Annotated in this window: 18 protein-coding genes; 14 read left to right on the forward strand and 4 right to left on the reverse strand. The window is 47.6% G+C overall.

All coding sequences use genetic code 11. The features are described 5' to 3' along the window. Positions 1–68: 68 nt before the first annotated feature. Genes B9J87_RS10795 through B9J87_RS10815 form a run of 5 tightly spaced genes read left to right on the forward strand, consistent with a single transcriptional unit; the run spans position 69 to position 8,526 of the window. Positions 69–2,081, forward strand: a complete 2,013-nt coding sequence (locus B9J87_RS10795; protein ID WP_094150710.1) for a prolyl oligopeptidase family serine peptidase — start codon at positions 69–71, stop codon at positions 2,079–2,081. Beyond that, entirely contained in the window at positions 2,082–4,223 is a 2,142-nt protein-coding gene (locus tag B9J87_RS10800; RefSeq protein ID WP_047688743.1) for a TonB-dependent hemoglobin/transferrin/lactoferrin family receptor, read from the forward strand. A 9-nt stretch (positions 4,224–4,232) separates the two neighbouring features. Further along, positions 4,233–6,509 carry a proprotein convertase P-domain-containing protein gene (locus tag B9J87_RS10805; protein WP_094150712.1) on the forward strand — a complete coding sequence of 759 codons (2,277 nt, stop codon included), beginning with the start codon at positions 4,233–4,235 and terminating at the stop codon, positions 6,507–6,509. A gap of 2 nt (positions 6,510–6,511) precedes the next feature. Further along, positions 6,512–7,972: an Lcl domain-containing protein gene (locus B9J87_RS10810; protein WP_094150714.1), complete on the forward strand. Its 1,461-nt coding sequence runs from the start codon at positions 6,512–6,514 to the stop codon at positions 7,970–7,972. Next, positions 7,969–8,526 carry an Lcl C-terminal domain-containing protein gene (locus B9J87_RS10815; protein ID WP_094150729.1) on the forward strand — a complete coding sequence of 186 codons (558 nt, stop codon included), beginning with the start codon at positions 7,969–7,971 and terminating at the stop codon, positions 8,524–8,526. Before B9J87_RS10810 ends, B9J87_RS10815 begins: the two co-directional genes overlap by 4 nt. Before the next feature lie 195 nt (positions 8,527–8,721). On the opposite strand, the gene B9J87_RS10820 is transcribed toward B9J87_RS10815, so the two are convergent. Beyond that, complete coding sequence (locus tag B9J87_RS10820; RefSeq protein ID WP_094150731.1) at positions 8,722–11,055, reverse strand: VolA/Pla-1 family phospholipase; 2,334 nt, start codon at positions 11,053–11,055, stop codon at positions 8,722–8,724. Between the two features lie 15 nt (positions 11,056–11,070). Further along, positions 11,071–12,306: an outer membrane protein transport protein gene (locus tag B9J87_RS10825; RefSeq protein ID WP_013868388.1), complete on the reverse strand. Its 1,236-nt coding sequence runs from the start codon at positions 12,304–12,306 to the stop codon at positions 11,071–11,073. 225 nt (positions 12,307–12,531) lie between these two features. Between B9J87_RS10825 and B9J87_RS17780 the strand changes: the two genes are divergently transcribed. Further along, complete coding sequence (locus B9J87_RS17780) at positions 12,532–12,693, forward strand: hypothetical protein (RefSeq protein WP_017049245.1); 162 nt, start codon at positions 12,532–12,534, stop codon at positions 12,691–12,693. Here the strand turns inward: B9J87_RS17780 and B9J87_RS10830 are convergent. Next, positions 12,652–14,700, reverse strand: a complete 2,049-nt coding sequence (locus B9J87_RS10830; RefSeq protein WP_094150733.1) for an alpha-amylase — start codon at positions 14,698–14,700, stop codon at positions 12,652–12,654. The two genes, B9J87_RS17780 and B9J87_RS10830, sit on opposite strands and share 42 nt — an antisense overlap. A gap of 321 nt (positions 14,701–15,021) precedes the next feature. Between B9J87_RS10830 and B9J87_RS10835 the strand changes: the two genes are divergently transcribed. From B9J87_RS10835 to B9J87_RS10870, 8 genes are all read left to right on the forward strand, one after another. After that, positions 15,022–15,930: an aldo/keto reductase gene (locus tag B9J87_RS10835; protein ID WP_094150735.1), complete on the forward strand. Its 909-nt coding sequence runs from the start codon at positions 15,022–15,024 to the stop codon at positions 15,928–15,930. 220 nt (positions 15,931–16,150) lie between these two features. Continuing rightward, positions 16,151–16,969 carry a hypothetical protein gene (locus B9J87_RS10840; RefSeq protein ID WP_094150737.1) on the forward strand — a complete coding sequence of 273 codons (819 nt, stop codon included), beginning with the start codon at positions 16,151–16,153 and terminating at the stop codon, positions 16,967–16,969. A gap of 14 nt (positions 16,970–16,983) precedes the next feature. Next, on the forward strand, positions 16,984–17,667 hold the full coding sequence (locus tag B9J87_RS10845; RefSeq protein ID WP_176429515.1) for an ABC transporter ATP-binding protein: 684 nt from the start codon (positions 16,984–16,986) through the stop codon (positions 17,665–17,667). After that, positions 17,655–18,914, forward strand: coding sequence for an ABC transporter permease (locus B9J87_RS10850; protein ID WP_094150751.1), 1,260 nt, complete (start codon positions 17,655–17,657; stop codon positions 18,912–18,914). Before B9J87_RS10845 ends, B9J87_RS10850 begins: the two co-directional genes overlap by 13 nt. Continuing rightward, positions 18,907–19,668, forward strand: coding sequence for an outer membrane lipoprotein-sorting protein (locus B9J87_RS10855; RefSeq protein WP_094150754.1), 762 nt, complete (start codon positions 18,907–18,909; stop codon positions 19,666–19,668). Before B9J87_RS10850 ends, B9J87_RS10855 begins: the two co-directional genes overlap by 8 nt. A gap of 1 nt (position 19,669) precedes the next feature. Further along, on the forward strand, positions 19,670–20,971 hold the full coding sequence (locus tag B9J87_RS10860) for a hypothetical protein (protein WP_094150756.1): 1,302 nt from the start codon (positions 19,670–19,672) through the stop codon (positions 20,969–20,971). Beyond that, positions 20,971–22,023 (forward strand): sensor histidine kinase, encoded by a 1,053-nt coding sequence (locus tag B9J87_RS10865; protein WP_094150758.1) that lies wholly within the window; start codon positions 20,971–20,973, stop codon positions 22,021–22,023. Before B9J87_RS10860 ends, B9J87_RS10865 begins: the two co-directional genes overlap by 1 nt. Further along, a complete protein-coding gene (locus tag B9J87_RS10870; RefSeq protein ID WP_017048167.1) occupies positions 22,020–22,808 on the forward strand; it encodes a LytR/AlgR family response regulator transcription factor in 789 nt (262 codons plus the stop codon). Before B9J87_RS10865 ends, B9J87_RS10870 begins: the two co-directional genes overlap by 4 nt. A gap of 34 nt (positions 22,809–22,842) precedes the next feature. On the opposite strand, the gene B9J87_RS10875 is transcribed toward B9J87_RS10870, so the two are convergent. Continuing rightward, a partial coding sequence (locus B9J87_RS10875; protein ID WP_141201569.1) for an EAL domain-containing protein occupies positions 22,843–23,289 on the reverse strand: 447 nt, incomplete at its 5' end.

Genomic DNA, 23,289 nt, shown 5'->3' on the forward strand with positions numbered 1-23,289 from the left:
GATCTCATTATCGTTTAGTGGCAAGCTGCGCCTCATTATAATAATTGGCTATGTTTTCACTGATCATAATGAAATTACTCAATATCATTGCTTTTATTGTTGGTTTGTCTTGTTTTCATTCATCTTATGGTGAGTCACTGCAGTGGCTGGAAGATGGCTCGCGTAGCCAGCCTAAGGTTCGAGCACACCTTGAAGATCACAATAAAAAAACACAACAGTGGCTCAATCAAGCCACACCACTTTCTAATGCACTAGTCAAAACATGGTCAGAGAATAAGAGCGTAAAAGCACCGACACCTTGGCTCATCCAGTACCAAAATTACTATCATGATCAAGTAATTAAAGGTGAACGTTTTGTTGTTAAAAAGACAGCAGAAGACAGCCCAATTGAGCGCTTGGTCAATATCAGTGTAAGACAGCAGCAATCAGATTATTACCAGTTAGCCAATTGGGCGGTGGCAAAAGGGGACCGCTTTATTGCATTAAGCGAAGATTTGACTGGCGAAGAGCACTACACGCTGACGCTGGTGGATCGTGTATCGAAGCAGGAAATCGTGCTTAGCCAATCTGCAACGACCCAAGCTATTTGGTCTGAAAATGGCCAATACCTCTATTTTTTGGCGGCAGAAGAAAGCCGTTCTTCTAGCTTATTACAGCGCTATGATGTGCTGAGCAAGCAGACAAAAACCCTATGGGAGTGGGCTGATCCGCAGTGGATCATGTCTCTCTATTTGGCAGCGGATCCGCATTTTGCCCTCGTGCAAGTCAACAACGAGAACAGCAGTGAACAACGTATTTTAGAGACCAACAGCTCTCACTTAAGCCTTCCGCTTCGTGCCGCACAGCCGGGTATTGAATACTACGCAGACGTTGCTAATGGTTGGCTCTACATCAATAGTAACTTCAACGGCAAGTTTGCACTCTACCGTCGATTACTGAGCATGAATGAAAACCCTTGGCAGCTTTTTTATGCGCCAGATGATCATTCCACGCTGGATAATTTCTATTTATATCAAGCTGGCGTTGTGGTTAAAACCAACCAAGCACAGCATTCTCAACTGGCCATTATGGATCAGCATGGAAAGTTGAGAGCATCACAGCCTTTGGCAACAGAAAGTGAGGTCGCTTGGGTCTCTCGTAACGGTGATTGGCAAAGCAATAAACTGCGCGTGCGTTCAATGTCGATGGTTTCTGCAGGAGTTTGGCGTGAGTTTGATGTGGCAAGCTTACAATGGAAGCGACTGGGTCAAGACCACTATCCTGCTTATTTACCGGAACAGTATGAGTCACAACAGATTGTGGTGGATGTTGATGGCGTGGCTATTCCTGTCACTTTGGCGTACCGAAAAGACACCTTGAGCGCACAGTCCAGCGTCTTTCTTTATGGCTACGGCGCGTATGGCGTCACTATGCGTCCGTACTTTATGCCACAAGTGATCAGTTTATTGGATCAAGGCGTAATTTATGCGATTGCTCATGTGCGCGGTGGTGGTTATCACGGTGAATCATGGCACCGCGCTGGGTCTGGCATTCTGAAAAAAATAGGCATCTCAGATTTCCTGAACGTCGCCTCTTCATTGCAGCATTTTAATAACGGCCAACGCGCTATTTATGCGATTGGCGGCAGCGCTGGTGGAACCTTAGTTGCGGCCGCGGTTAATCAAAACCCAGCACTTTTTGCTGGAGTGGTGCTGCAAGTGCCTTTTGTGGATGTGCTTAGAAGCATGTCCACAGAAGACTCCTCTTCACTCTCGGTGCAGCAGCGAGAAGAGTGGGGAGATCCTAGCCAGCCATTGCAACGCTCAGCAATTGAAGCTTATGACCCACTACTCAATATTCAAGCCAAACCTTATCCGCCAACCCTCGTCCGTGTCGGGTGGTTTGATAACCGTGTCCCTTATTGGGAAGGCGCGAAATACATAGAAAAAATGTCGCTGATGAGCACGGGTAGCGGGCCTTACTTGTTATGGACGGACTTCAATAGCGGGCACAGTAGCGATTCACGTAAGGCACTACAGCAACAGGCCGTGGAATACGCCTTTCTTCTTACCATAGATAAAAACAAAAAAGCGGAGCAGTAAATGAAGCTTTCTCCAATCACCGCAGCGGTGCTTAGCGTGCTTGCGGTAGGGTCAGTGCATGCCGAATTCAGCCTAACCAAGCTTGAAGAAGTGGTGGTGAGTGCCAATAAAGTAGAACAGCCGCTGTCAAAAGTCGCCGGCTCAATATCAGCGATTGACGGTGAAACCATTGAAAAACAAGGCGCGACAGAACTGTATGATGTATTGAGTCATGAACCCGGAATCAGTGTTACGGGTGGCGCTGGTCGGCCACAAAACATCACGATTCGAGGGATGACGGGCAACCGCATTGCGATCATTCAAGATGGCGTCGCCGCATCGGACGGCTATGGTGCCAATGACATTAACGATAAGGTAGGCCGCAATACTTTCGCCTTAGACAACATAAAAAGCATTGAGGTTGTGAAAGGGGCAGGGTCTACCATTCATGGTTCGGGCGCGATCGGCGGCGTTGTGGTTGTCACCACAAAATCGCCGGCGGATTATTTGCAAGGACGTGATTTCTATATTGATGCCTCTGGCTCTTACACCGGCATCAGTAATCAATATAAGAGCAGTAGCACGCTAGCGGTGCGCAATGGAAATGGTGAAAGCTTGGTGACCATTTCATATTGGCAAGGTGAAGAGACACGCAACTTTAACCAAGATCTCTATAACCGAGATATTGAAGGATTCAGTGCATCGTTAGCTCACGATCACATGGTCAATGATTCGCTGTTACTCAGTGCAAAATTTAACGCCTATAAAGATGAAAACATCCGCAAAGAAGGCATTGCTTCCATTCAACGCGATGACAAATGGGAAAGCAAAGAATTTTTTGAACAGGAACAGCACCAAACCTTATCGGCATCATTGGGGGTGCAATTAGATACCCTTTCTTTCTGGGCAGACCATGTGGACGCCAAGCTTTACTGGCGTGATAGTCAAAGTGATACTCAAACCAATCGCTTATTGACCAAAGAACATGCCTTTTTCGACACCCTTGAATTTCGTCGTGAGAGACGCGATGAAAGTTTTTCTGATCAGTTGATAGGGCTATCGGTTGATTTAGAAAAAGCAGCACGAGTCCACAACATCGAACACCAATTTATTTACGGTGCAGTGCTTAATACCAATCGTTATGAACGCCCTCGTCACGTGGATACCAAGGATTCCAATGGGGAAACCTACGAAAATATTATTCCGTTTGCACCGGCGAAGGCCTATGGTTTGGGCGTCTATTTGCAAGATAGATTCAGCCTTAACCAGTGGACATTTAGCGCTGGTTTACGTTTTGATTTGAATAACCTTACTCCTCAGTCAGAGCAACCTATTGCTGGTTTTGCTGTTAGTGAAATTCAAACCAGTGAATGGTCACCGAGCGCATCCGTAGCTTACCAGTGGACGCCATCATTCAACAGTTACCTCAGTTACAACCACGGCTACCGCGCTCCGACCTATGACAAAGCCTACGGTGCGGCAGACCACAGCTTTGTTCCACTGACGCCGTTTTTTATCGCGCCTAACATGAATTTACAGGCTGAAACCAGTGATAGTTTTGAGTTGGGTTCAAAATACGATAATGGCCAATCTCAAGCTTATGTCGCGGTTTTTTACTCTCTCTTTGACAATTTCATGGACACCAAAGATGTGGGATTTGATAGCGATAGAGGCGCTTGGATCAAGCAGTACCAAAATATTAATGGCGTCGAAACGTATGGCGTGGAGTTCACCTTCGCCCATCAACTGAATCAACATTGGTCAACCACGTTCAAAGCGGGTTATGTGGATGGCAAAGATGATCAAGATGAATACGTTCGTACCATCACGCCGTGGGAAGGAAATGGACAACTAAATTACCAGCAGCAAGATTGGGATGCCTACGCACGTTGGAACTGGGCGAGCTCAATGGATCGAGCACCAGCATGCTCTGATGATATCGGCCGTAAAGCGCAATGCGCGCAAACGTCGGCATGGTCTACGGTCGATCTTGGCGTGAGTTATCAAGTGATGCGTGACCTTGATGTGAGCCTCAACATCATGAACCTATTTGACCGTGAATACGTTCGTTACCAAGACGTCGCAGGTGTAAGTCAAAGTCAAACTCTCTATTCCACTGAGCCCGGGCGTTACTTTACCGCTACGGCTAAATACGTGTTTTAGGAGCTAGAGATGAAAAAAATTATCGTTCTGAGCACCTTGCTATGCTTGAGCCATTCCGCCTTTGCGGGGGAGTGGGACTATCCACTGGCGAAAACGACCATTGCAACGAAAGAGTCGGCTGAGCTGTATTTGAGCTCGCTTTATCCTGACGTTGGGACACTGAAGTTTCGTTATCAAACCGAGAGTTTACTGGGAAATCATTACAACTTTGATGTATGGCAGAACGGCCAATACCAACCGCAAAAAGCGTTAGTGCTCTCGACCGATCAGTCCGGCGTAGTGACGCGCGTGTTCAAAAGTTTGCACAATACGGTCGAGCGAGATGGCGTTGCATTGGTAGCGGCAGAGCTCGAATCGCCCCGCCGATTGATGGCGAATGAACCGCCTGCACTCTCATCGGGAGATGTGCAGAGCATCAATGTGCAACTTTTTGATCCCGATTTAAGAACCATGGATCAACTGCCTGCGCCAGATTCGGCGTGGAATGACCTTGCTGATTACCCAAACCAGCCGCACTACCAAAGTGCGAATGTCGAGATGTTGCAAAGTGCAGGTAAATATTACTTAGCCAATGAACGAGTACGACAAGTTGATGCCACCGCCATACAGCAACAAGATGATGCCAAGCAGTGGGTTGATAGCGGTGTTGGCTTACTTAGCGCTGAAAACGTGGCGCAATGGAACTCAGATGCTGAAATTCTCTCCATGGACATGCTTGATGATCGCTTTGTACAGCTGATGGCTTTTTACCATCTTGATCAATCGATTGATTATACCAAACAGCTCGGTTTTTCCTTGTTTAGTGAACCCGTGAGGTTTGATGCGAGAGGTTTATCTAGCAACAACTCTTCTTATTATGTTGGCCCGAAAGCAGTGTTGTTTGGTGTTGGGGGCTCGCCCGATGCATTAGATGCCGACGTGGTTACCCATGAGCTTGGGCATGGAATTCATTATCAAATCGTTCCCGATTGGGCTTATGGACATTCGGGCGCGATTGGTGAAGGCTTTGGTGACTATTGGGCGGGTTCGCACAGTTTTCGCCGCCAGTATACACAAGGAAAAGCGTTCGAAATTGACACCGTGTTTAATTGGGATGGCTATTTTGGTACTCGTATTTCGACACGCAGTTTGTGGAATCAACGGGCAAAATATTTTGCATCCGCAGAGTATCGAGCGCATGAAAGTGTTGCAGGTGAGTTGGGTGACGAATTGTGGTCTACCCCTTTATTTCAAGCGCTGAAACAGGCCGTGAATGAGTACGGTCAAGAAGCGTTTGCTGAATTTGACCGTATTGTTCTTGAATCAATGTACGGCTTAGGTCGTGGTCTAAAAATGCATGATTTGAGTGAAAGCATGCTGTATACCGCCAAACAGCTGTACCCGCATCGCGCTTATGATGCGATGCTATTACAGCAATTTAAGCAACATAACTTAGTCCAAGAACCCTTCAAATTCCTGTTGGAACGTCGATTTGTGATGCCAACGGATCCGCTGAACGTGCACATTCAGGCCACGAATCGCCAAGCAAGTTTACAAACGGTAGCCACTTTGCAAGGTGAAACCGTTACTTTCGCTAGCGAAAAATTCCAGCAGCAGCAATGGAGCATCGCGCTGCCAACCACCTACACCTGCGGAGTCAAACAGACTCTACTGTTTGAATCGAGTTATCAATATCAACCGTACCTTGCGATGCAATCTGACAAGCAAACTTTATCGTTTATCGTGGGTAAGCCACAGCTTGCAACGCCGCCAGTAGCGATACATTCAGTATTGAAAGACGCCAGTATTGACAGTACAGACACGGTTACGTCCGGATTTAAGAGCTATGGCTTGACGATCGATGTTGGCAACGCATTGATTGATGAAGATTTTGTGGTTCGCCTGCAGTTATCGCACCCAGAGCTACAAGAGCTGCGCGTTACCTTAATTTCACCCGCAGGGACACGCGTCGAATTACTCAACCAAGCACCATCGGCCATCAATGGTTTTGATGACTATTGGGTGCTGGCACATGATGCCATATTGGGCTCTTTACAAGGCGAAGCCCTAAGCGGCTACTGGCGTTTGGAAGTGGTTGACTACAACCCGGGAAATTCCGGCACCTTGATTGAATGGGGGGTAGGCCGCCTAGCGGGCTATCAATGCCCTCAACCTGTGACCAACGCACTTTCACCTGAAACAGGTGGCGGTTCGACTTCACTGCTCTTATTACTTCCTCTCGCGGCATTCGCTATAAGACGACGTAATTTGTTGGCTATTTTTTCACTTAAACTGAAGAACACATAACTATGCACTTAAGACTTTCAACACTTTCGCTGGCACTTTTACTGGCTGGTTGTGGTGGCGGTGGAAGTGGAGATGTAGCTAATACATCTTTACCCAGCCATAAAATTAGCGGGCAAATTCAAGCGCAAAACGTCGCACTTGATGCCACTGTCTGCATTGATTCTAACCAAAACTTTGCCTGTGATGTGGGCGAAATCAGCACGCAAGCCGATAGCCAAGGGCGCTACACCCTCACGAGTGACAGCACTCAAATCTACCGTTTTCCTATTGTGGCTGACGTTTCTACTGGCATTAGTGTCATGACGAGAAGTCGCCAAACCAGCCAATCATCGATCCTGATTGCGCCCGCATTGGGCAAAAGCAGTGGCAACATCCTCAACGGTGTGAGTTCTATTTTTGCCGGCATTATGCTGGATGGAAATACGGAGAAAGAAGCGAATCGCTTGCTTGCCGAGCAGCTTTTGCAATTAGGCGTTGAAGTGAATGGTGATATTTCACAAAACTTTAGCCACACAGCATTGGCAATATTGGATGCCAATGCTGTCGTGTTGCTCCAAAAAGCGAAAGCAAGTGAACGAATTGATTTGCTGGCAACGCTTGGGCAAACCATGGCAAAAAACACACCACTGATTGCCTCTGAGATCGTTTCTGGCGAAAAGATGACCGAATATGCTAATACATTGATGGCGCAAGTATCGGAAGAGCGACCTCTGCAAGACACGGGCATTATTCAGTTCTATTCCGATCAAGGCGCACAAGCGCGGGCTGATGCTGATTATCCCGGTCAAGATGCTGAATATGGCCTAGATATTACCGCCAAAAATGGCGTGACGGGTAAGAGCTTTGCGTTCATCAAATTAGATGCGACTGGCAATGAACTTGAGGCTGAAGCGAGCGATTGGTCATGCGTTAAAGATGTTTACAGTGGACTTATTTGGGAAGTGAAGTCAGAAGATGCCGCGTCTTTGAACTATAAAGAACGGTTGTTTGCATTAGAAATTGCCGACAAGTTTATCCCTTTTGCAAAAGATGTGACGGCTGCTTCCTGTCAGGCGGCAGGTGATACTATTTGCACTACGCAAGATTACATCAATCGTATCAATCAAGATAAATTGTGTGGGTTACAAACGTGGCGTTTACCGACCAACAGCGAGCAATACATGATGCTCGATTTAGGCGAATTGGGTGACGATGCAGTTGGTTTCAACCAGCACTATTTCCCGCATCAGCCGCAGAACACCGAATTTTTTGATGGGCATACGTGGACTTCTGGCATTGCTTATCTCAATACCTCTCAATTTCAAAGCGATGGTTCGATGCAATATCTTTACACGGCGCTGTCTGGTGCAACCAAAGGGGAACGTAGCCCAATTGAACTCTACTCCAGCAGTACGGCGGCGGACAATGACCCGTCTTATGTCTCGCCGATTCGAGTTGTTGCAACCAAGGAGAACAACCAATGAAATCTCATTTAATCGCGGCTTCTTGCTTGATCTTTTCTGCTGTCGGCGTCGCCCAAGAGTGTTCTCCTGATATGACGAAAAGCGCACCCAACACGCGCTATGTCTACAGCGAGCAGGGGACGATCAAAGATAAGCTCACTGGTTTAACGTGGATGCGTTGCCAAGTTGGTAAAACATGGAATGCCGCTACGGAGCAGTGTGATGGCGAAGCGACCGGGTTTCGTTGGCAAAGTGCTTTGCAAGAAGTGGCGGCTATCAACCATCCTCAAAGCCGACATGCATTGCACCAATTTGCCAGCCAAGCCGAATGGCGATTGCCGAATATTAAAGAGTTAGTGTCATTGACTGAAATGGCGTGTTTTGGCCCAGCGATGAATAGCAGAGCATTTGCCCAAGGCTTTAAGTATGAAACAGGCAATATCTTGTCGTATTTATGGAGCCAATCACCCCATTTAGCGAGTGGTCATGTATGGTCTTTTGATTCCGTCAATGGCGAAATTTACCACTACGCACCGAATTTTGAATTTGGTGTTTTGCTGGTGGCTGAAGAATAAGTGTTATGAAATGACGCCACTTACGCTGTCAGGGAAACGATCAGTCATGTCATGTTGACATGACGATCGGTGTTTTGTTTTACTTCAGCAGCACCTAAGATTTGATCCATAGTTGTTGAGATAGGGCAGATGGAGAATTCAAACAGCTTCCAAATAAGGAAGCTGTTTGAATAAGTAAACAGGCTGTTTACTCGGTTAGTTCAAGAAAATAGCCAGTTGTGATAGCGCTCCAGCGCGAAGCACACCATCGGCCGTATCTTGTGGTGCGAGAAAGGTTGTGTGTGTACCACTGTCCATTTTTACGAAGACTTTAGACGTATTAGTGATTACATCAGAGGGTACTGCGTTGGCTAATCCCAATAGTATTGCTAGGGGTTCGGTGCCTGCACGTGTATTTGTGACATTGTTAGGCACACTCTCGTCTCCCGCCACTTGCAATAAATAAGTAGGGATTGTCGCGGTTCCACCACTGATTAGGTAACTTGCGTTTGTGTATGGATCCATAGTATCGAGCAAGGTTTGAGTCGCGTAGGTAAATTGATCCAACTGACTTTGCAGTGCCGCTTTGTCTGAGGCAGAGGCTGTGTTTTCAAACGTGGTGTAGCAAACTTTCTCTGTTAACCCTGGACAGTATTGCTCGGCGAATGCTTTGTATTTGGGGCTCGCACTTAAGGCGAGATTATGTTTAATGAGTGGGCCATAGTTTGCTGAACCCATTAACAAGTTACCGATTTGACCACCTGAGTTTGCAATGGCCATTCCAGAGAATTTATACAGCGCATCACCATTAGCATCACCGATAGTGCGGTTCGCATTCGCGACAGCGCTTAAGCCGACGATTCCTCCCAATGAGTGGCCAAGGAATTTTGGTGGTGTCGTCGCGGTATTGTCTGCGTTTGCTAATTGGGAACCAACAAACAACCCTGCACTTTGTGAGTAAGTAATGGCCGCACGCAGCCCCATGATATCTAAGATACTCTGACGCGTGTTGTCACGAGCGACGGCCAAGTTGTTCAAATTGAGGTACGCTAGAATATCGGCATTAGCTGAGCGCTGTGCATCTAAACTGCGAGCACCATGCAGTGGTTGATCAATGGCAATCACGGCGATACCAGCATTGGCTAAATGTGCTGCTGTGAAGTACGCATCTTCTTTAACAGAAGTTATACCGTGTTGGTAAATCACGATCGGCCAGTTTGTTCCCGCGTTAGGAGTAAACAGTAAGAAATCAACGTCTTCTAACGATTTCACCTTAGGTACAGGGCTATAGCGTGTAATGATGCGCTGAGGATCGAGTGGGCTGCCATCAGACTTTGTGAGGGTCAAACCCACCAGTTTAAGCTGTTCACTTGGGCTGGTTGCTAGTTGAGTCACGTCGATATTGTTAGCAATGAGCTGATTGGCGATGGTGGCTTTTTCATTGTCATCTGCCAAAGCATTTTTAATCAAGGCCAAACTTGGCATTGCTGATTCAAACGGCTGTGAGTTCCAGTTGCTTCCTTGCTCTAAATAATAAGGGAGCTTAACCGTTCCAGTCGTGACATTAACGTGATAACTGCTGGTGTATTCATTTTTAATAAACGCTTTAGCGGTTGTTTTTTCTGCGCCAATGTAAGTTTGAAAATTTGCATCGTTATCAAGTGCGGTTACAAAATCGGTTGTAGCACCAAAGCTCATGGTGTAGGCGGCGCTCAAATTAAGGTTGTTTGGGTTCGCACCTTGCTTCCAAATGTTGCCAATATCTGTCGTTGCAAGGCCTGCGGCGGTGGCGCCTTTCACACTGTAAAGTGTCTGACCAACAGATTGAGTACTAAACCAAGTTGAATAAATAATCTTGGTTTGATCCACCCCTGCCAAAGCGAAAATGCTTTCCACGCCTTGGGTCACTTTTTGTAATGCCCCTAGCTTATCATCGGTATAGATTTTCACTTTGGACTTCAACGCGGCGTAGCTGCTGGATGTGCCTGCAATATTGCCATTCACATCGGTAATCTCATCTGTCACGGCTAAAATATATTCACTGGCAGGGTTGAGCGCTTTGTTTGGCACGATCGCAATTTTATCGCTGCTGGCACTGGCGATGGCAGCAAAGTCGGTGTTCAATGTCAGCACGTTTTTAACCGTTGGGCTGCCAATCATACTGTCGGTCAGTTCAATTAAATAAATACCGTTAGAGATAAGACCGTCAGCCAATCCTACGCCTTCAAAGTCTAAAAACAGTGGCATTGATGTTGACCAACCATCCATGGTACCCATAGCGGCGACTGGATTGGTTAAGGCGTCATCACCCTTGGTTGGAATTTCTAACGTGCCGTCTTTGGCATTCATGAGTGCAAAAGAGGGTAGTGGTACGTTTGCGTTTGCGCCGCTGAGCGTGAATTTTATGCTGGTGTCGCGTTTTAACGCGTCTTGAATGTAGGCTTCGTAAGTGGGTGTTGTGCTTGCTCCCGAACTGTTCGTTTCATCACCACAACCGACTAACCATAACGCAGAGCAGAGCAGCGATATTTTGAATGTTGTTTTAAGCATGACTTATCCCTGAGTTTAGTTGAATGTGTAGTTAAGTTGAATAGCGCTAAGGTAAGCAGTCCCTTGCGATTCAAACGTCAATGTTTCATTGAGTTTGTTGGTTTCGGTAAACGTGCCGCTTTTACTTTTCACCAGTGCAAAACCCGCATCAATGGATAGCGAGTCGCTGATCACGTAGCTCACGCCTGCTGAATACCAATAACGGTCGCTATCTGGAATACTCAATGTGGCTTCGCCCGCTTGTTCATCAAAAGCAAAACCGGCGCGTAGTGTCCAAGTCGAGTTTAATTGATAAGTTGAACCCAATGACCAACGGCCACTGTCTTCATACTTTTCAGATTTATAAAAACACTCTCCGTTGGTACATTGTGATGACGTTGCTTTTAACTCTTTGAATGAACTCCAGTCGGTACGTTGGTACCCGTAATGCAACGCCACGCTATCAGTGAGTTGGTGAAATGCGGAAACTTCCCACATCGCAGGTAGCGTGATTTTTAAACGTCCTTCAACAACAGCGTTTGTTGCAACACCTGAGCTATAGCTTGAAAACTCACCATCATCAAAATCCAGATCAACAGCAGAGCGGTAAGCAAAACCGACACGGTGGTTTTGGTTGAACTCATATAAGCTACCTATGTTCCAGCCCAAAGCCACGGTTTCGCCAGTCATTCCGACTAGGTTGTCAGAGGCAGAGCCGCCAGTAAATACGGCTAAAGCACCTTTATGTCGTGTCAGTTTTGCTTCGGCATAGACGAGGTTAATACCCGCAGCGAGACTAAGCTGTTCGTTAACACGGTAGGCAATATTCGGGTTTAAATTGACAGAAAGAAGAGAAGTATCGCCTGCAAGATCACCTGCATAAATATCATTAGGGTAGTCTGTAGCTACGCCGTAAGTAGTGAATATTCCCATCCCCCAAGCCCATTTTTCATTGATTGGACTGACGTAGTAAGCCGCGGGAACGACTTGCAGTGGCGCAACATCGTTCATTTTCTGTTGGTTTTTCACATCATATACATCAACCTCTGGGTCAACGATGGACAGTGCACCAGAAAACTGCGTCGTATCAAACCGTGTCATGGCTGCGGGGTTGTGTGCAATCACACTCGCGTTATCGGCCACCGCTCCTTCACCAGAGAAAGCACGTCCTAGCCCTGAGGCTGAATGCTCTGCCACTTGGAAGCCTGCAGAGTGAACATTAAACGCTGTCAATATTGATAGCGCGAGTAGCGTGCGGGGTTTGATGATCATTCTCGACCTCCTAAGGCCTTGTTATGGTAGTGGCATTGCAATGCGAGATGTTAATTTTGTGTTGCTGATATGTCAAAGGAGGTGATGTCTTTATTTCAATTGGCGGCGAATGATAGTGTGTAAGTATTTGTAAATCAAATGAAAAGTTGACAGTTTTGGTATGACCAGTAGAGTTGTGCTTATTTGGCAGGGTAATTGGTTTAGCTTGTGCTAAAGTTAATTTTTATGCTTCAACACGTTCATAATATTGATGTTTTGGTGGGTGAGTTTAAATTATTTGACCAAAAAAATGGTGAAGAAACAGAGGCAGTCACTATGGTGTTTGCAACTACCTCTGTGGTGGGTTTAACGGCCAACAAAAGCAATAACGACACGGTCATTATTTAACGTTCTAGAGAACAGATAGGCATTTTGCTGTTCAATCTCATGATGAATGCCTGCGCCAATGGCAGGGTGTGATTGACGAAATTGGCCTAGCGTTTGCCAATGCTTCAGCAGCGCTTGTCGCTCTTCATCCAGTGACCACACCATGTCAGAACGCGTGCCTTGGTGAAAATCATCGGCGTAAGGGCCAACTTGACGTGCGACTTCATCACCGTAGTAAATTTGCACCGCACCCGGTGCGAGAAGCAATGCATTGGCGGCATTACGCTGCATTTCAAAGGAGTTAAAACGGCTAAAAAACAGCTCGGTATCGTGAGAAGAGAGGTAGCTCACGGGGGTAAAATCTGGGTATTTCGCTAGCGTTTGCGCGTAGTCGCGGTACACCATCGCCATTTGGCTTAAGCAGGCTGCGCCTTTATCGACTCTTTTTTGCATATCAAAGTTGATCAGTGCATCAAAGCCATCATCAAAATAGGGGCTGCGGTAAGCTGAATGGCCCCATACTTCGCCCATCATCCAAAAGGGTTGCCCTTGCTGCCCGTTTTGCTCGCGCCAAGCTTCTAAACTGCGTGATGCCTCGCTTTTTAAGCGTCGCCATACCTCGCCTTCCACATGTTTTACGGTGTCGACGCGGTAACCATCAATACCAAAGCGTTTAACCCAATCGGTTTGCCACTCAATTAAGTAATCGGCAACGCTATACTGTTCGCGCGCTACCACGCGAGTGCCGGGGTTATTAAGTAGCCACTGCGGCGGCGTCACCGCTTGTGTTGATTCAGTGCGAAAATCCGGTAAGCCGGCCAGCGTCATCGTGATATCGCTAGATCCGGGTTTCTGGTAGCCGGGCAACCCAGCGCGAACCCAATCCTTGCCCCACCACTGCGACCAGTTGGCGCTTTGATAATCAATGGATTGATTGTAGCTGTGCCAGTTTTCTTCAGCTTTCGGCATCCAATCAACCCATTTTTGCGGTAAATTTTGGGGATTAACCACCTCAATCTGATCAAATTGCAGGTCAGCCAAGGTGGCGTAGCCGGAATGGTTGAGCACCGCATCGAGCAAGATTTTTATGCCTCGTTTATGCGCTTCAGTGACCAGCGTTTTGAGATCCTCCTCATAACCAAAATTTTGATCGATCTTGGTAAAATCACGCGTCCAGTAACCGTGATAGGCATAAAAAGGGAACGAGCCACTGTCACCACCGCCGACAAAACCGTGCACCTGTTCCACAATCGGCGAAAGCCAAATCGCGTCGGTGCCTAAGCTTTTGATGTAATCGAGTTTGGCAATCACACCTTTTAGGTCGCCACCGTGGAAAGTGCCCACTTCTTCTTTGCCATCTTTTTTACGGCCATAGCTATTGTCGTTACTTGGGTCACCATTGTTGAATCTGTCCACCATCACAAAGTAAATCGTGGCATTGCGGTAGGTAAAGGGTTCGCTGGCGGCATCCGTTGCGGGGGCAAGCAGCACCAATCCACCACTGGTTGGTGACGGCATTAAGGTGACTTGGCTATTTTTCACGCTGAGGATTTGGCCGGTAAATGTCTCTTTTAGTAGTGTGCCATCGAGGAACGTATTGCCCAGTTGTAAGGTCACTTCGCCGCCTTGGTACTGCTCGCACGAAACACTCGGTATCGGCCGTTTAAATTTGCTAGTAGTGGATTTTTTGGCTTGGCGGACAAAGGTTAAGGTCTGCTGCTCGTCATCATAAGCGAAGGCGTAATCGCCAGTGAAACGTATCGTCAGCGGCAGTTCGGTTTCTTGCCCACAATTGAGAGCAATGGGCGCGTTGAATTTGATGCTCTGCTGAGCTGGCGCGCTGCACTGGCCCTCAATCCCTGACACTTTTATTGTGTAGCTTTCTTTGGTCAAGGGAATGACTAAAGGCGTTTTCGCATCCAGCGGAAAGTCGCGGCTAGTCGTGGTGGTCGAAATGGTCAGATTGGGCGCGGCAAACACAACAGGCGCGGCAGCGCAAAGTGCGAGTGTTAACGTGGAGAATTTCATGCTCTATCCTTGGCCTTCATGGGTTAGGGTGATTCGTTTTTGCATTATCGTCAGTCGCTGTAGGGCGAGGTGCTTCATCGCTAACAATAAAAGCAGAGAGAGAAGTTGACATCATTCTTGTGCCTAAGCCTTAAGAATTTGGCGTTGATCACAAAGCATGGTTTGGGGGCGTAGAAGCGATGAATTTTCCAGCGATATAAATTGTCAACGTGTAGTGAATCTCACAACTTCGGCGCGTAATCTTAACTTATTCGGTAGATTCATTGAGCCGTCATCGAAACCTGCTTAGGATGACGGCAATTAAGTCAAAGGAGACAACCAATGGTTGCTAAAGTAACAATCGCGCCGCAAGGGCCAGATTTTTCAGAGCTAGTACAAGGTTACTGGCGTTTGGCAGATTGGGGCATGACGCCACAACAGCGTTTAACGTTTTTAAAACAGCACATTGAATTGGGCATTAGCACGGTTGACCATGCGGATATTTATGGTAACTACCAGTGCGAGAAACTGTTTGGTGAAGCCTTAGCGCTGGAGCCCGCGCTGCGCGAGCAGATCCAAATCGTCACTAAGTGCGACATCAATTTGTGTGGCGCAAAAACGCCGCAGCGTAAGATAAACCACTACGATACCAGTTCTGCGCATATCTATCAGTCGGTCAATAATTCGCTGGAACGACTTGGTGTGAGCGAAATCGATCTGCTGTTGATCCACCGCCCAGATGCCTTGATGGATGCCGATGAAGTCGCCGAAGCGTTTTCTGAACTGCGCAAAGTGGGCAAAGTGAAGCACTTTGGTGTATCTAACTTCAGCCCGCGCCAGTTTGAGCTGCTGCAATCTCGCCTAGGTAAACCGTTAGTGACCAACCAAGTGGAGATGAACCCGCTCAATTTCGATGTGGTGCACGATGGTACCTTGGATCATTTGCAAACGCAGCGCATTCGCCCAATGGCTTGGTCTTGTTTAGCTGGCGGCGAGATTTTTAACGGCCAGACTGAACAAGCCAAACGCGTGCGCAGTGAGCTAGAAGCGATCGCCCAAGAAATCGGCGCAGACAGTATTGATCAGGTTATTTACGCTTGGGTATTGCGTCTGCCTTCTAAGCCGCTGCCGATTATTGGCTCTGGTAAGATTAACCGCGTCAAAGCGGCAATTGCTGCGCTTGATTTAGAACTGACCCGCGAGCAGTGGTATCGGGTTTGGGTCGCCGCCAAAGGGCATGGCGTGCCATAGAGCGGATGTTTTTTGGAACAGGTGCTTTTTGGAACAGATGCTTTTGAAAACAGATGTTTTTGCCCCGCGATACGCTTTTCGTATTGCTATTATTTCAGTATTACGATTAGGTTTTAATCTCACTCTCCCAACCAGCCCTCAGTGGCTGGTTTTTTTGTCTACTTCCCATTCACGTCATCCAGCCAGCCATTAACGCTGCATAATCCCCCTTTATCGCAAAGTGGCGCATCTGGCCTATTTGCTGCGTAATCTGTCGTCATCAAGCAAATTTCATCACCAACGAATGAAAGGGACCATCATGATGACGACATTTTCTTATTCACGCTCACTTCGCAAACTGCTACTCAGTGTCGGGTTGCTGCTAAGCATCACGGCTGTTCAAGCTAATCCAAGCGACGCTTTAATTATGCAGTACAACCAAGCGGCCGAAGGCGACAGTGACAAAGTGGAGCTTGTGCTTCACCAACTAGAGCAGTTGATTAAACAGCAAGGGGCCAAACCGCTCAGCTTAGCTTATCTGGGCAGTGCACAAACCCTGCAAGGGCGTGATGCATTCATGCCTTGGAATAAGATGAGATACGTCGAAGAAGGCTTGGCCACCATAGACAAAGGCCTGACTTTACTCAGCAATCACCCGCAGCCGCTTACTGAACAAGAGCGCGTCATGGGGCTGCCGGATAGCTATTTAACGCGCGCGGTTTCGGCCGCGACTTACACCTCACTGCCCGATATGTTCAACCATTTTGAGCGTGGTTATGATTTGTATCTCGACCTTCTTGTTGAACCCGAATTGACTGCACAACCTTTTGCCGCCACTGCTTGGGTTTATCGATACGCCATTCAAGCCGCCCTTCGTGCCAACGACATTCCTCAAGCAGAGCAATGGCTTGCCCAGATGCAAACTCATCAGAAGCAAGGTAAGCAAGTTGACAACCAGCCAGCGGAGCATCCGCAAATCATCCAAGCCAAGGCTTTGATTACAAATGTGTTGATTGAAAACGGATTGACTGAAAAAACGCATGAATTGAAAAGCGAATGAGGGAGGGCAACAAAATGCTACGATTTGAACAGATCAGTAAAACCTATCAATTAGGTATGCAGCCGCTGCTGGCGTTGAGCGAGGTGAATGGCGAAGTCAAACAAGGTGAAATGCTAGCGCTGTGCGGCCCGTCAGGTTCGGGAAAAAGCACTTTGCTCAATATATTGGGTCTGCTTGATCAAGATTACCAAGGTGACATTGAACTGGCGGGTTACCCTTACCCAACCGATCCAAGAGAGGCGGCGGCGCTGCGCCGCAAAAAATTAGGCTTCGTTTTCCAAAAATTCAACTTAGTTCCGGTGATGACAGCGGCGGAAAATATTGCTTACCCATTGACGCTAAACGGCTACAGCCTGCGCGATCAGCGTACTTTAACGCGCACTATGCTGGCCAAAGTGGGGTTAGAAACGCTGGCTCACCACCGGCCGGATCACCTTTCAGGCGGTCAGCAACAGCGCGTAGCCATTGCGCGCGCGCTGATCCATAACCCAGAAATGGTGATTGCCGACGAACCTACCGCCAGTTTAGATAGCCATACCGCCAATGTGGTGATCGACATCATGAAAAGCCTTGGACACGAAATGGGCACCACTTTTATTGTGGCTACGCACGACGCGCGCATGGCCAACCGCTGCGACCGAACCTTGCAGCTTGTGGATGGCAAAGTGATTCAGGAGGCGATGAAATGGGCAAGCTGATTTCTATGGAATGGCGTATGGCGGCGCTGAACTTACTGCGTAATCGCCGCCGCAGCCTGCTTTCGGTATTGATCATTGCCATTGCTGTTTTCGCATTGACCAGCGCCGGAGGATTTGGCCTTTACACTTACCAAGCACTGCGCGAATCCACTGCGCGCGACACCGGGCATTTAACGCTCAGCCAACCGGGCTTTTTTGAGCAAGATGAAGAGTCACCACTGGCTAATGGGATTGCCGACAGTGCGTTGATTGTTGAGCGATTAATCGACGATAAGCGGATACGAGGCATTCAGCCACGCATTGAGTTTAGCGGGTTGGTCTCTAACGGTAGCAAATCGACCATTTTTGTCGGTTCCGGCGTTAACCATAAAGAGTTTGATATGAAAGGGCCATTTTTGGACGTTCGCCAAGGCAAAACCTTGTCCAACATTGACTCCCCTCGATTTGATGCGAGTGAGCCGGAAGTGATGCTGGCGGTGGATCTCGCCAAAAACTTAAACGTGTCGATTGGCGACTGGGTTACTTTACTGACCAGTACCGCTGATGGCGCGCTCAACGCGGTTGATTTCAAAGTGCACGGCATCTATTCCACGGGTGTGCCTGAATTGGATAAACGCCAATTGTATCTGCACATTCAATCGGCCTCTGAGCTGTTAGCTTCGAATAAAGTGAGCACCTTATCGCTGTTTTTGTTCAGCACCGAACAGACAGAAACCATGCGGCATTGGGTTGAAAACAAACTGTCATTAATGAGCCTTCGCCAAGCGATTCAAGTGACGCCTTGGCAGCAGCGCGCGTTTTTTTATCAAAAAGTAAAAGATCTTTACGATCGCATCTTCGGCATCATGGGCTTGGTGATGGGGTTGGTGGTTTTCGTCGCGCTATTTAACACCTTAACCATGTCGGTCACGGAGAGAACACGGGAAATCGGAACGCTGTCGGCGCTTGGCACTTACCCAAATGAAATCGTCGCCAGCTTCATACGCGAAGCCGTACTGCTAGCCATTTTAGGTACGCTGGTGGGTGCGGCGCTCAATGCCCTAACAAGCGTGTTATTGATGGTAGTCGATGTGCAAATGCCACCGCCACCGGGACGCACGGAAGGGTATCCTTTGCATATTTATTTTTCATGGGAATTGGTTCTGCTGAGTGCGTTTGGCGTACTGAGCATTTGTATTGCAGCGGCTTGGTTGTCGGCACGCAAAGGGGTCAACAAGCCAATCACGGAGGCACTGGCTTATGTATAAATGGATAATGTTATTACTGATCACGCTTAGCGGTGGCTACTCGGCCGCTGGCTGGGCGGCGCTGGATGCAGGGCAAATGACCAAAAACGCCGACCAATATCGCCTTGGTTACAGCGCGGCCAAAGTCGTCTCCTTGGTGTCGCTTTATGAACGTGGTGAGCTCGATAAAACGCGTCAATATCACGTGTATACCAAAGCCAATCGCGACTCGTTAGTGGTGTTCAAATCCTCCGTTGAAGCGGGGCAAAAAATGCTGATGCTCGATGAAAACTACTGGTTGTTGATGCCAAAAAGCCGCCGCCCTATTCGTATTACGCCAATGCAAAAACTGCTTGGTGAGGCTTCGGTGGGCGATATTTCAACACTGACGTGGAGCGAGGATTACCAAAGTCAATTGATGGGTGAAGAGCAGATAGAAACACCCAGTGGTCAACCTTACCTGACGCATAAGTTGTCATTACTGGCTGTCACAGAAGGGGCGAACTACCAGCAAATTATCTTATGGTTGGATAAAGAGAACGATTTCCCAATCAAAGCTTCTTTGTATTTACGCTCTGGAAAACTGGCCAAGCAGGCTTGGTTTCGCGCTGGTGAAAAAGAGGGACGAATGCGCGTAACCAGTATGACGCTGCTTGATCAAATTCAACCGACCAAAAAAACGGTGGTTGAGTATCAACACATCGAGCCCATGGAGCTAGATGAAAAATATTACAACCCCGCCTATCTGACTCGTAACAGTTTATCGGAGTTATGAGATGAAGCGTGTTGCGTTCGCTTTTTTAACTAGCGTATTGAGCTTAGCTGCGCGGGCAGAAGCCCCCAGTTTTGATTGGGATTGGGTAATGAGCGCATCCACCACGGCGCATCGCGACAGCCTTTTTTTTCCTAGTAATCAAGCGCGCGATACGCAGCAGATTGAGGCGTTATTGGATGTAGAAATGAGGTGGCATGGCTGGTTGGGTCTAGTGGCTATCAAACAAAACGCCTTGTGGAGTAGCGATGCACAGCAGCACGCCGACAGCGAGTTCATTCTACAAGAACTGTTTTGGCAAGGCAGCCTAGTGCTGGCTGATGTGCCGTTTGAGCTGACACTAGGAAAAGTGCGCTTGGATTGGGGAGTGGGCTACGGTTATCGTCCGCTTGATCTCTTTCAGCCTTATCGCCGCAATCCGGTCGGTATTCAGGTAGAAGAGGGGGCCGGAACGCTCTCTGCTTCTTATTATGATCAGCAAGGTGAATGGACGATTTTTTATACAGATTCCTCTTGGACAGAGCAGCAAGGCAGCGAGTTACAACAAATGACCGAACAACAAGGGGCGGGCGTAAGGCGTTATCAGTTGATGGGCAATGCCGAATGGCAGGCGATTGCTTACTATGATGACGTTCGACGCGGCGTGCTGGGTAGCTCGTTTGTTACTGTGCTCACTGACGCATGGGAAGTGCATGCGTCAGCGCTCTATCAGCGTCATTATTTAGCGTACCAACGGCCCAGCGCATTGGCTCAAGCAGCTTACTCTCAACAACAAGAGATTGAATCGCGCATGGCTCTTGAATCACGAACGCAAGGCTATCAGGCACTGGTAGGGTTCAACTGGTCGGGAAGTGATGGGCAAAGCGTCATTGCAGAATATTGGTTCGACAGTCGCAGTTGGGGAAAAGAGCAGTGGCAACAAGCGCAGACTAACGCGGACTCGGTTCGTTATCAGCATAATCAAGCGTTAGGTTGGTCTTACGTACAAGGCTATAACCACGTGAATCTCGTGCAGCATAATGTGATGTTGCATGCTTCGTTAGATAGCCAAGCTTGGCGTCATTGGCCGTGGAGCCAGAGTATTGAATGGTTGCAAGGTTTAGTGCCGACACTTGATGTGCTGATTGCACCGCAAGATGGCGGCGTGATCGCTACCCAATGGCTCAATTACTCAGCGTACGATTCGGGTACAGCCTCTATCGAAATCGAACTGGCCGCACGTTTTATGACTGGGCCTGCTGACTCTACATATGCAAACTTACCAGATAAGCATATGATTCTATTAAATATGAAAGGGAAATTCTAATGTGCGAGAAAGTTGAGATTCGAAATCTTGCCAAAAGCTTGTTATTTACTTCGCTGTTTTGTGTGGTGATCGCCTTTACCACTCAGGCCATTTGGCCCAGTGACATCACGTTGCACTTAGCAATAAGCTTTGGCTACGGTTACAGCGCAGTGGCCATTGCTCACTTACTGAGTCGCTTCGCACCGCAGTTGTCCGCACGTTTAGTGAACGTTTTTTCGCTCACGGGGTCGATGATTTTCGGTACGTTACATGCTTATTTATGGCTTAGTAAATACGCGCACTTTAGTCATTTTTCAGCAATGAAACCGGTGATTTTTCTCGGTTTCGTTTTTACTGGCGTTTGCTTTTTCTACTTCTACGCGCATGAACAAAAGCTGATTGCTGAAAAAGCGCTAGAAGCCTCCAAACGGCGTCAATCTGAACAAGAGAAAGCCTTGATTTTGAGCCAGTTGCAGCAGTTACAAAGTCAAATTGAACCACACTTCTTATTTAATACGCTTGCCAATATCAGCGTGTTGATTGGCTCTGAGCCTCATAAAGCGCAAATGATGCTCGAAAAACTAACCGACTTATTGCGTGGTTCGCTGCGTAGTAACCGCAATCGCACCACAACGCTACGTGAAGAGTTACATTTAGTCGATGCGTATTTGGGTATTCAAAAAATTCGTTTAGGTGATCGGCTGGATTATGAGATTGCAATGCCTGGCGCAGCGGATGACATTCCTTTGCCGCCGATGCTGTTACAACCTTTGGTTGAGAATGCTGTTAGCCATGGTATTGAGCCGAAAGCCGCGGGGGGGAAAGTGACCATCAAAAGTGAAATTTATGACGAGTGGTTTGAAGTCAGTGTCTGTGACAGTGGCATTGGATTGCAGCCGAGTGCTCTTTCAGCAGGACATGGTATTGCGTTGGATAATATTCGCCAACGCTTAAGCGGCCTATTCGCTGATGATGCGTGTCTCACTATCGCCCAAAATCATGATGCTGGCGTGACGGCAACGATTAGAATAAAGCGGCTATTATTGGACCAACTACAAGGAAGTGCCACATGAGTACTGTCTCTGCGACCGCTATTATTGCTGATGATGAACCGTTATTGCGGCATCATTTAAACCGTGCATTAGGAGAAGTGTGGCCAGAGCTCGATATTGTCGCGCAAGCCGAAAATGGACGCGTGGCATTGTCCATGATCGAGCAGCATCAGCCTGAGGTGGCCTTTATTGATATTCGAATGCCAGAAATGGATGGTATGTCGCTCGCAAGGCAATTGGCTGGTTTGGCAAAGCCACCACTGATTGTATTTATCACCGCCTATGATGAGTATGCCATTCAAGCTTTTGAAGCCAATGCGGCGGATTATTTATTGAAACCGCTTTCTGAAGCGCGTTTAGTGCAGTGCTGTACTAAGTTGCAGCTAAGATTAGCCGAGCATTCTTCTGAGCGACAATTACCTGATTTGCAAACCCTTTTACAGCAGATACAGCATATAAGCCAACAGGCATCGCCGTCGTTTTTAAGCTGGTTAAAAGTTCAAAAAGGTGAAGATATTCACCTGATTTCGGTGGCGGATATGTTGTACGCCAAAGCTGAAGACAAATATTTATCCATATACGTAAAGAGTGATTCTGGAGTGCAGGAGTTCTTACTGCGCAGTTCATTGAAAGAGTTGCTGCAGCAGCTTGACCCGAATCAGTTTTGGCAAATCCACCGTTCAACGGCAGTGAATGTTGCCAAGATAGATAAAGTGAAAAAAGAGTTCACGGGTAAAATGTACGTCTTGATTGGTCATGATAAGTTACCCGTCAGCCGTGCGCTGCAAGCTCAATTTAAGTCGTAACTGAATTTAAACCGCCGTTCGATTGATCGCGTGATTAGCGGTGTGCGATCTGCTTGGCGGACAGGGTAAATTGGAAGAAAGCATCCACAGACATAGGTTCAGAATAATAAAAACCTTGGATGTAACGTACACCCAACAGCTCTAATTCTCTCACCTGATCTTGGTTCTCAACGCCCTCAGCAATCAGCCGCATGTTCAATTGCTTTGCTAGTTTAATCATCGACACTAACACCGAAGTAATGGCTGAATTTTGATGCAAGCTTTTAATAAACACTTGATCAATTTTGAGAGTGTGGAAGTCGTGTTGGTGGATAAAATTTAAACCCGAGTAGCCAGTGCCAAAATCGTCAATGGCGATTTTAAAGCCTAGCTGTTTCAGTCGCTGTAAGTTTTCCATGGCTAACTTCAACTCGTCCACGTTGAAATGGTTGTCCTCGGTGATCTCCAACAGAAGTCGTGGAACAATCGCTGGGTGTTTTGT

This window comes from Vibrio sp. V19_P1S1T109 (assembly GCF_002241375.1).
In the GTDB taxonomy this organism is placed as follows: Bacteria; Pseudomonadota; Gammaproteobacteria; order Enterobacterales; family Vibrionaceae; genus Vibrio; species Vibrio anguillarum.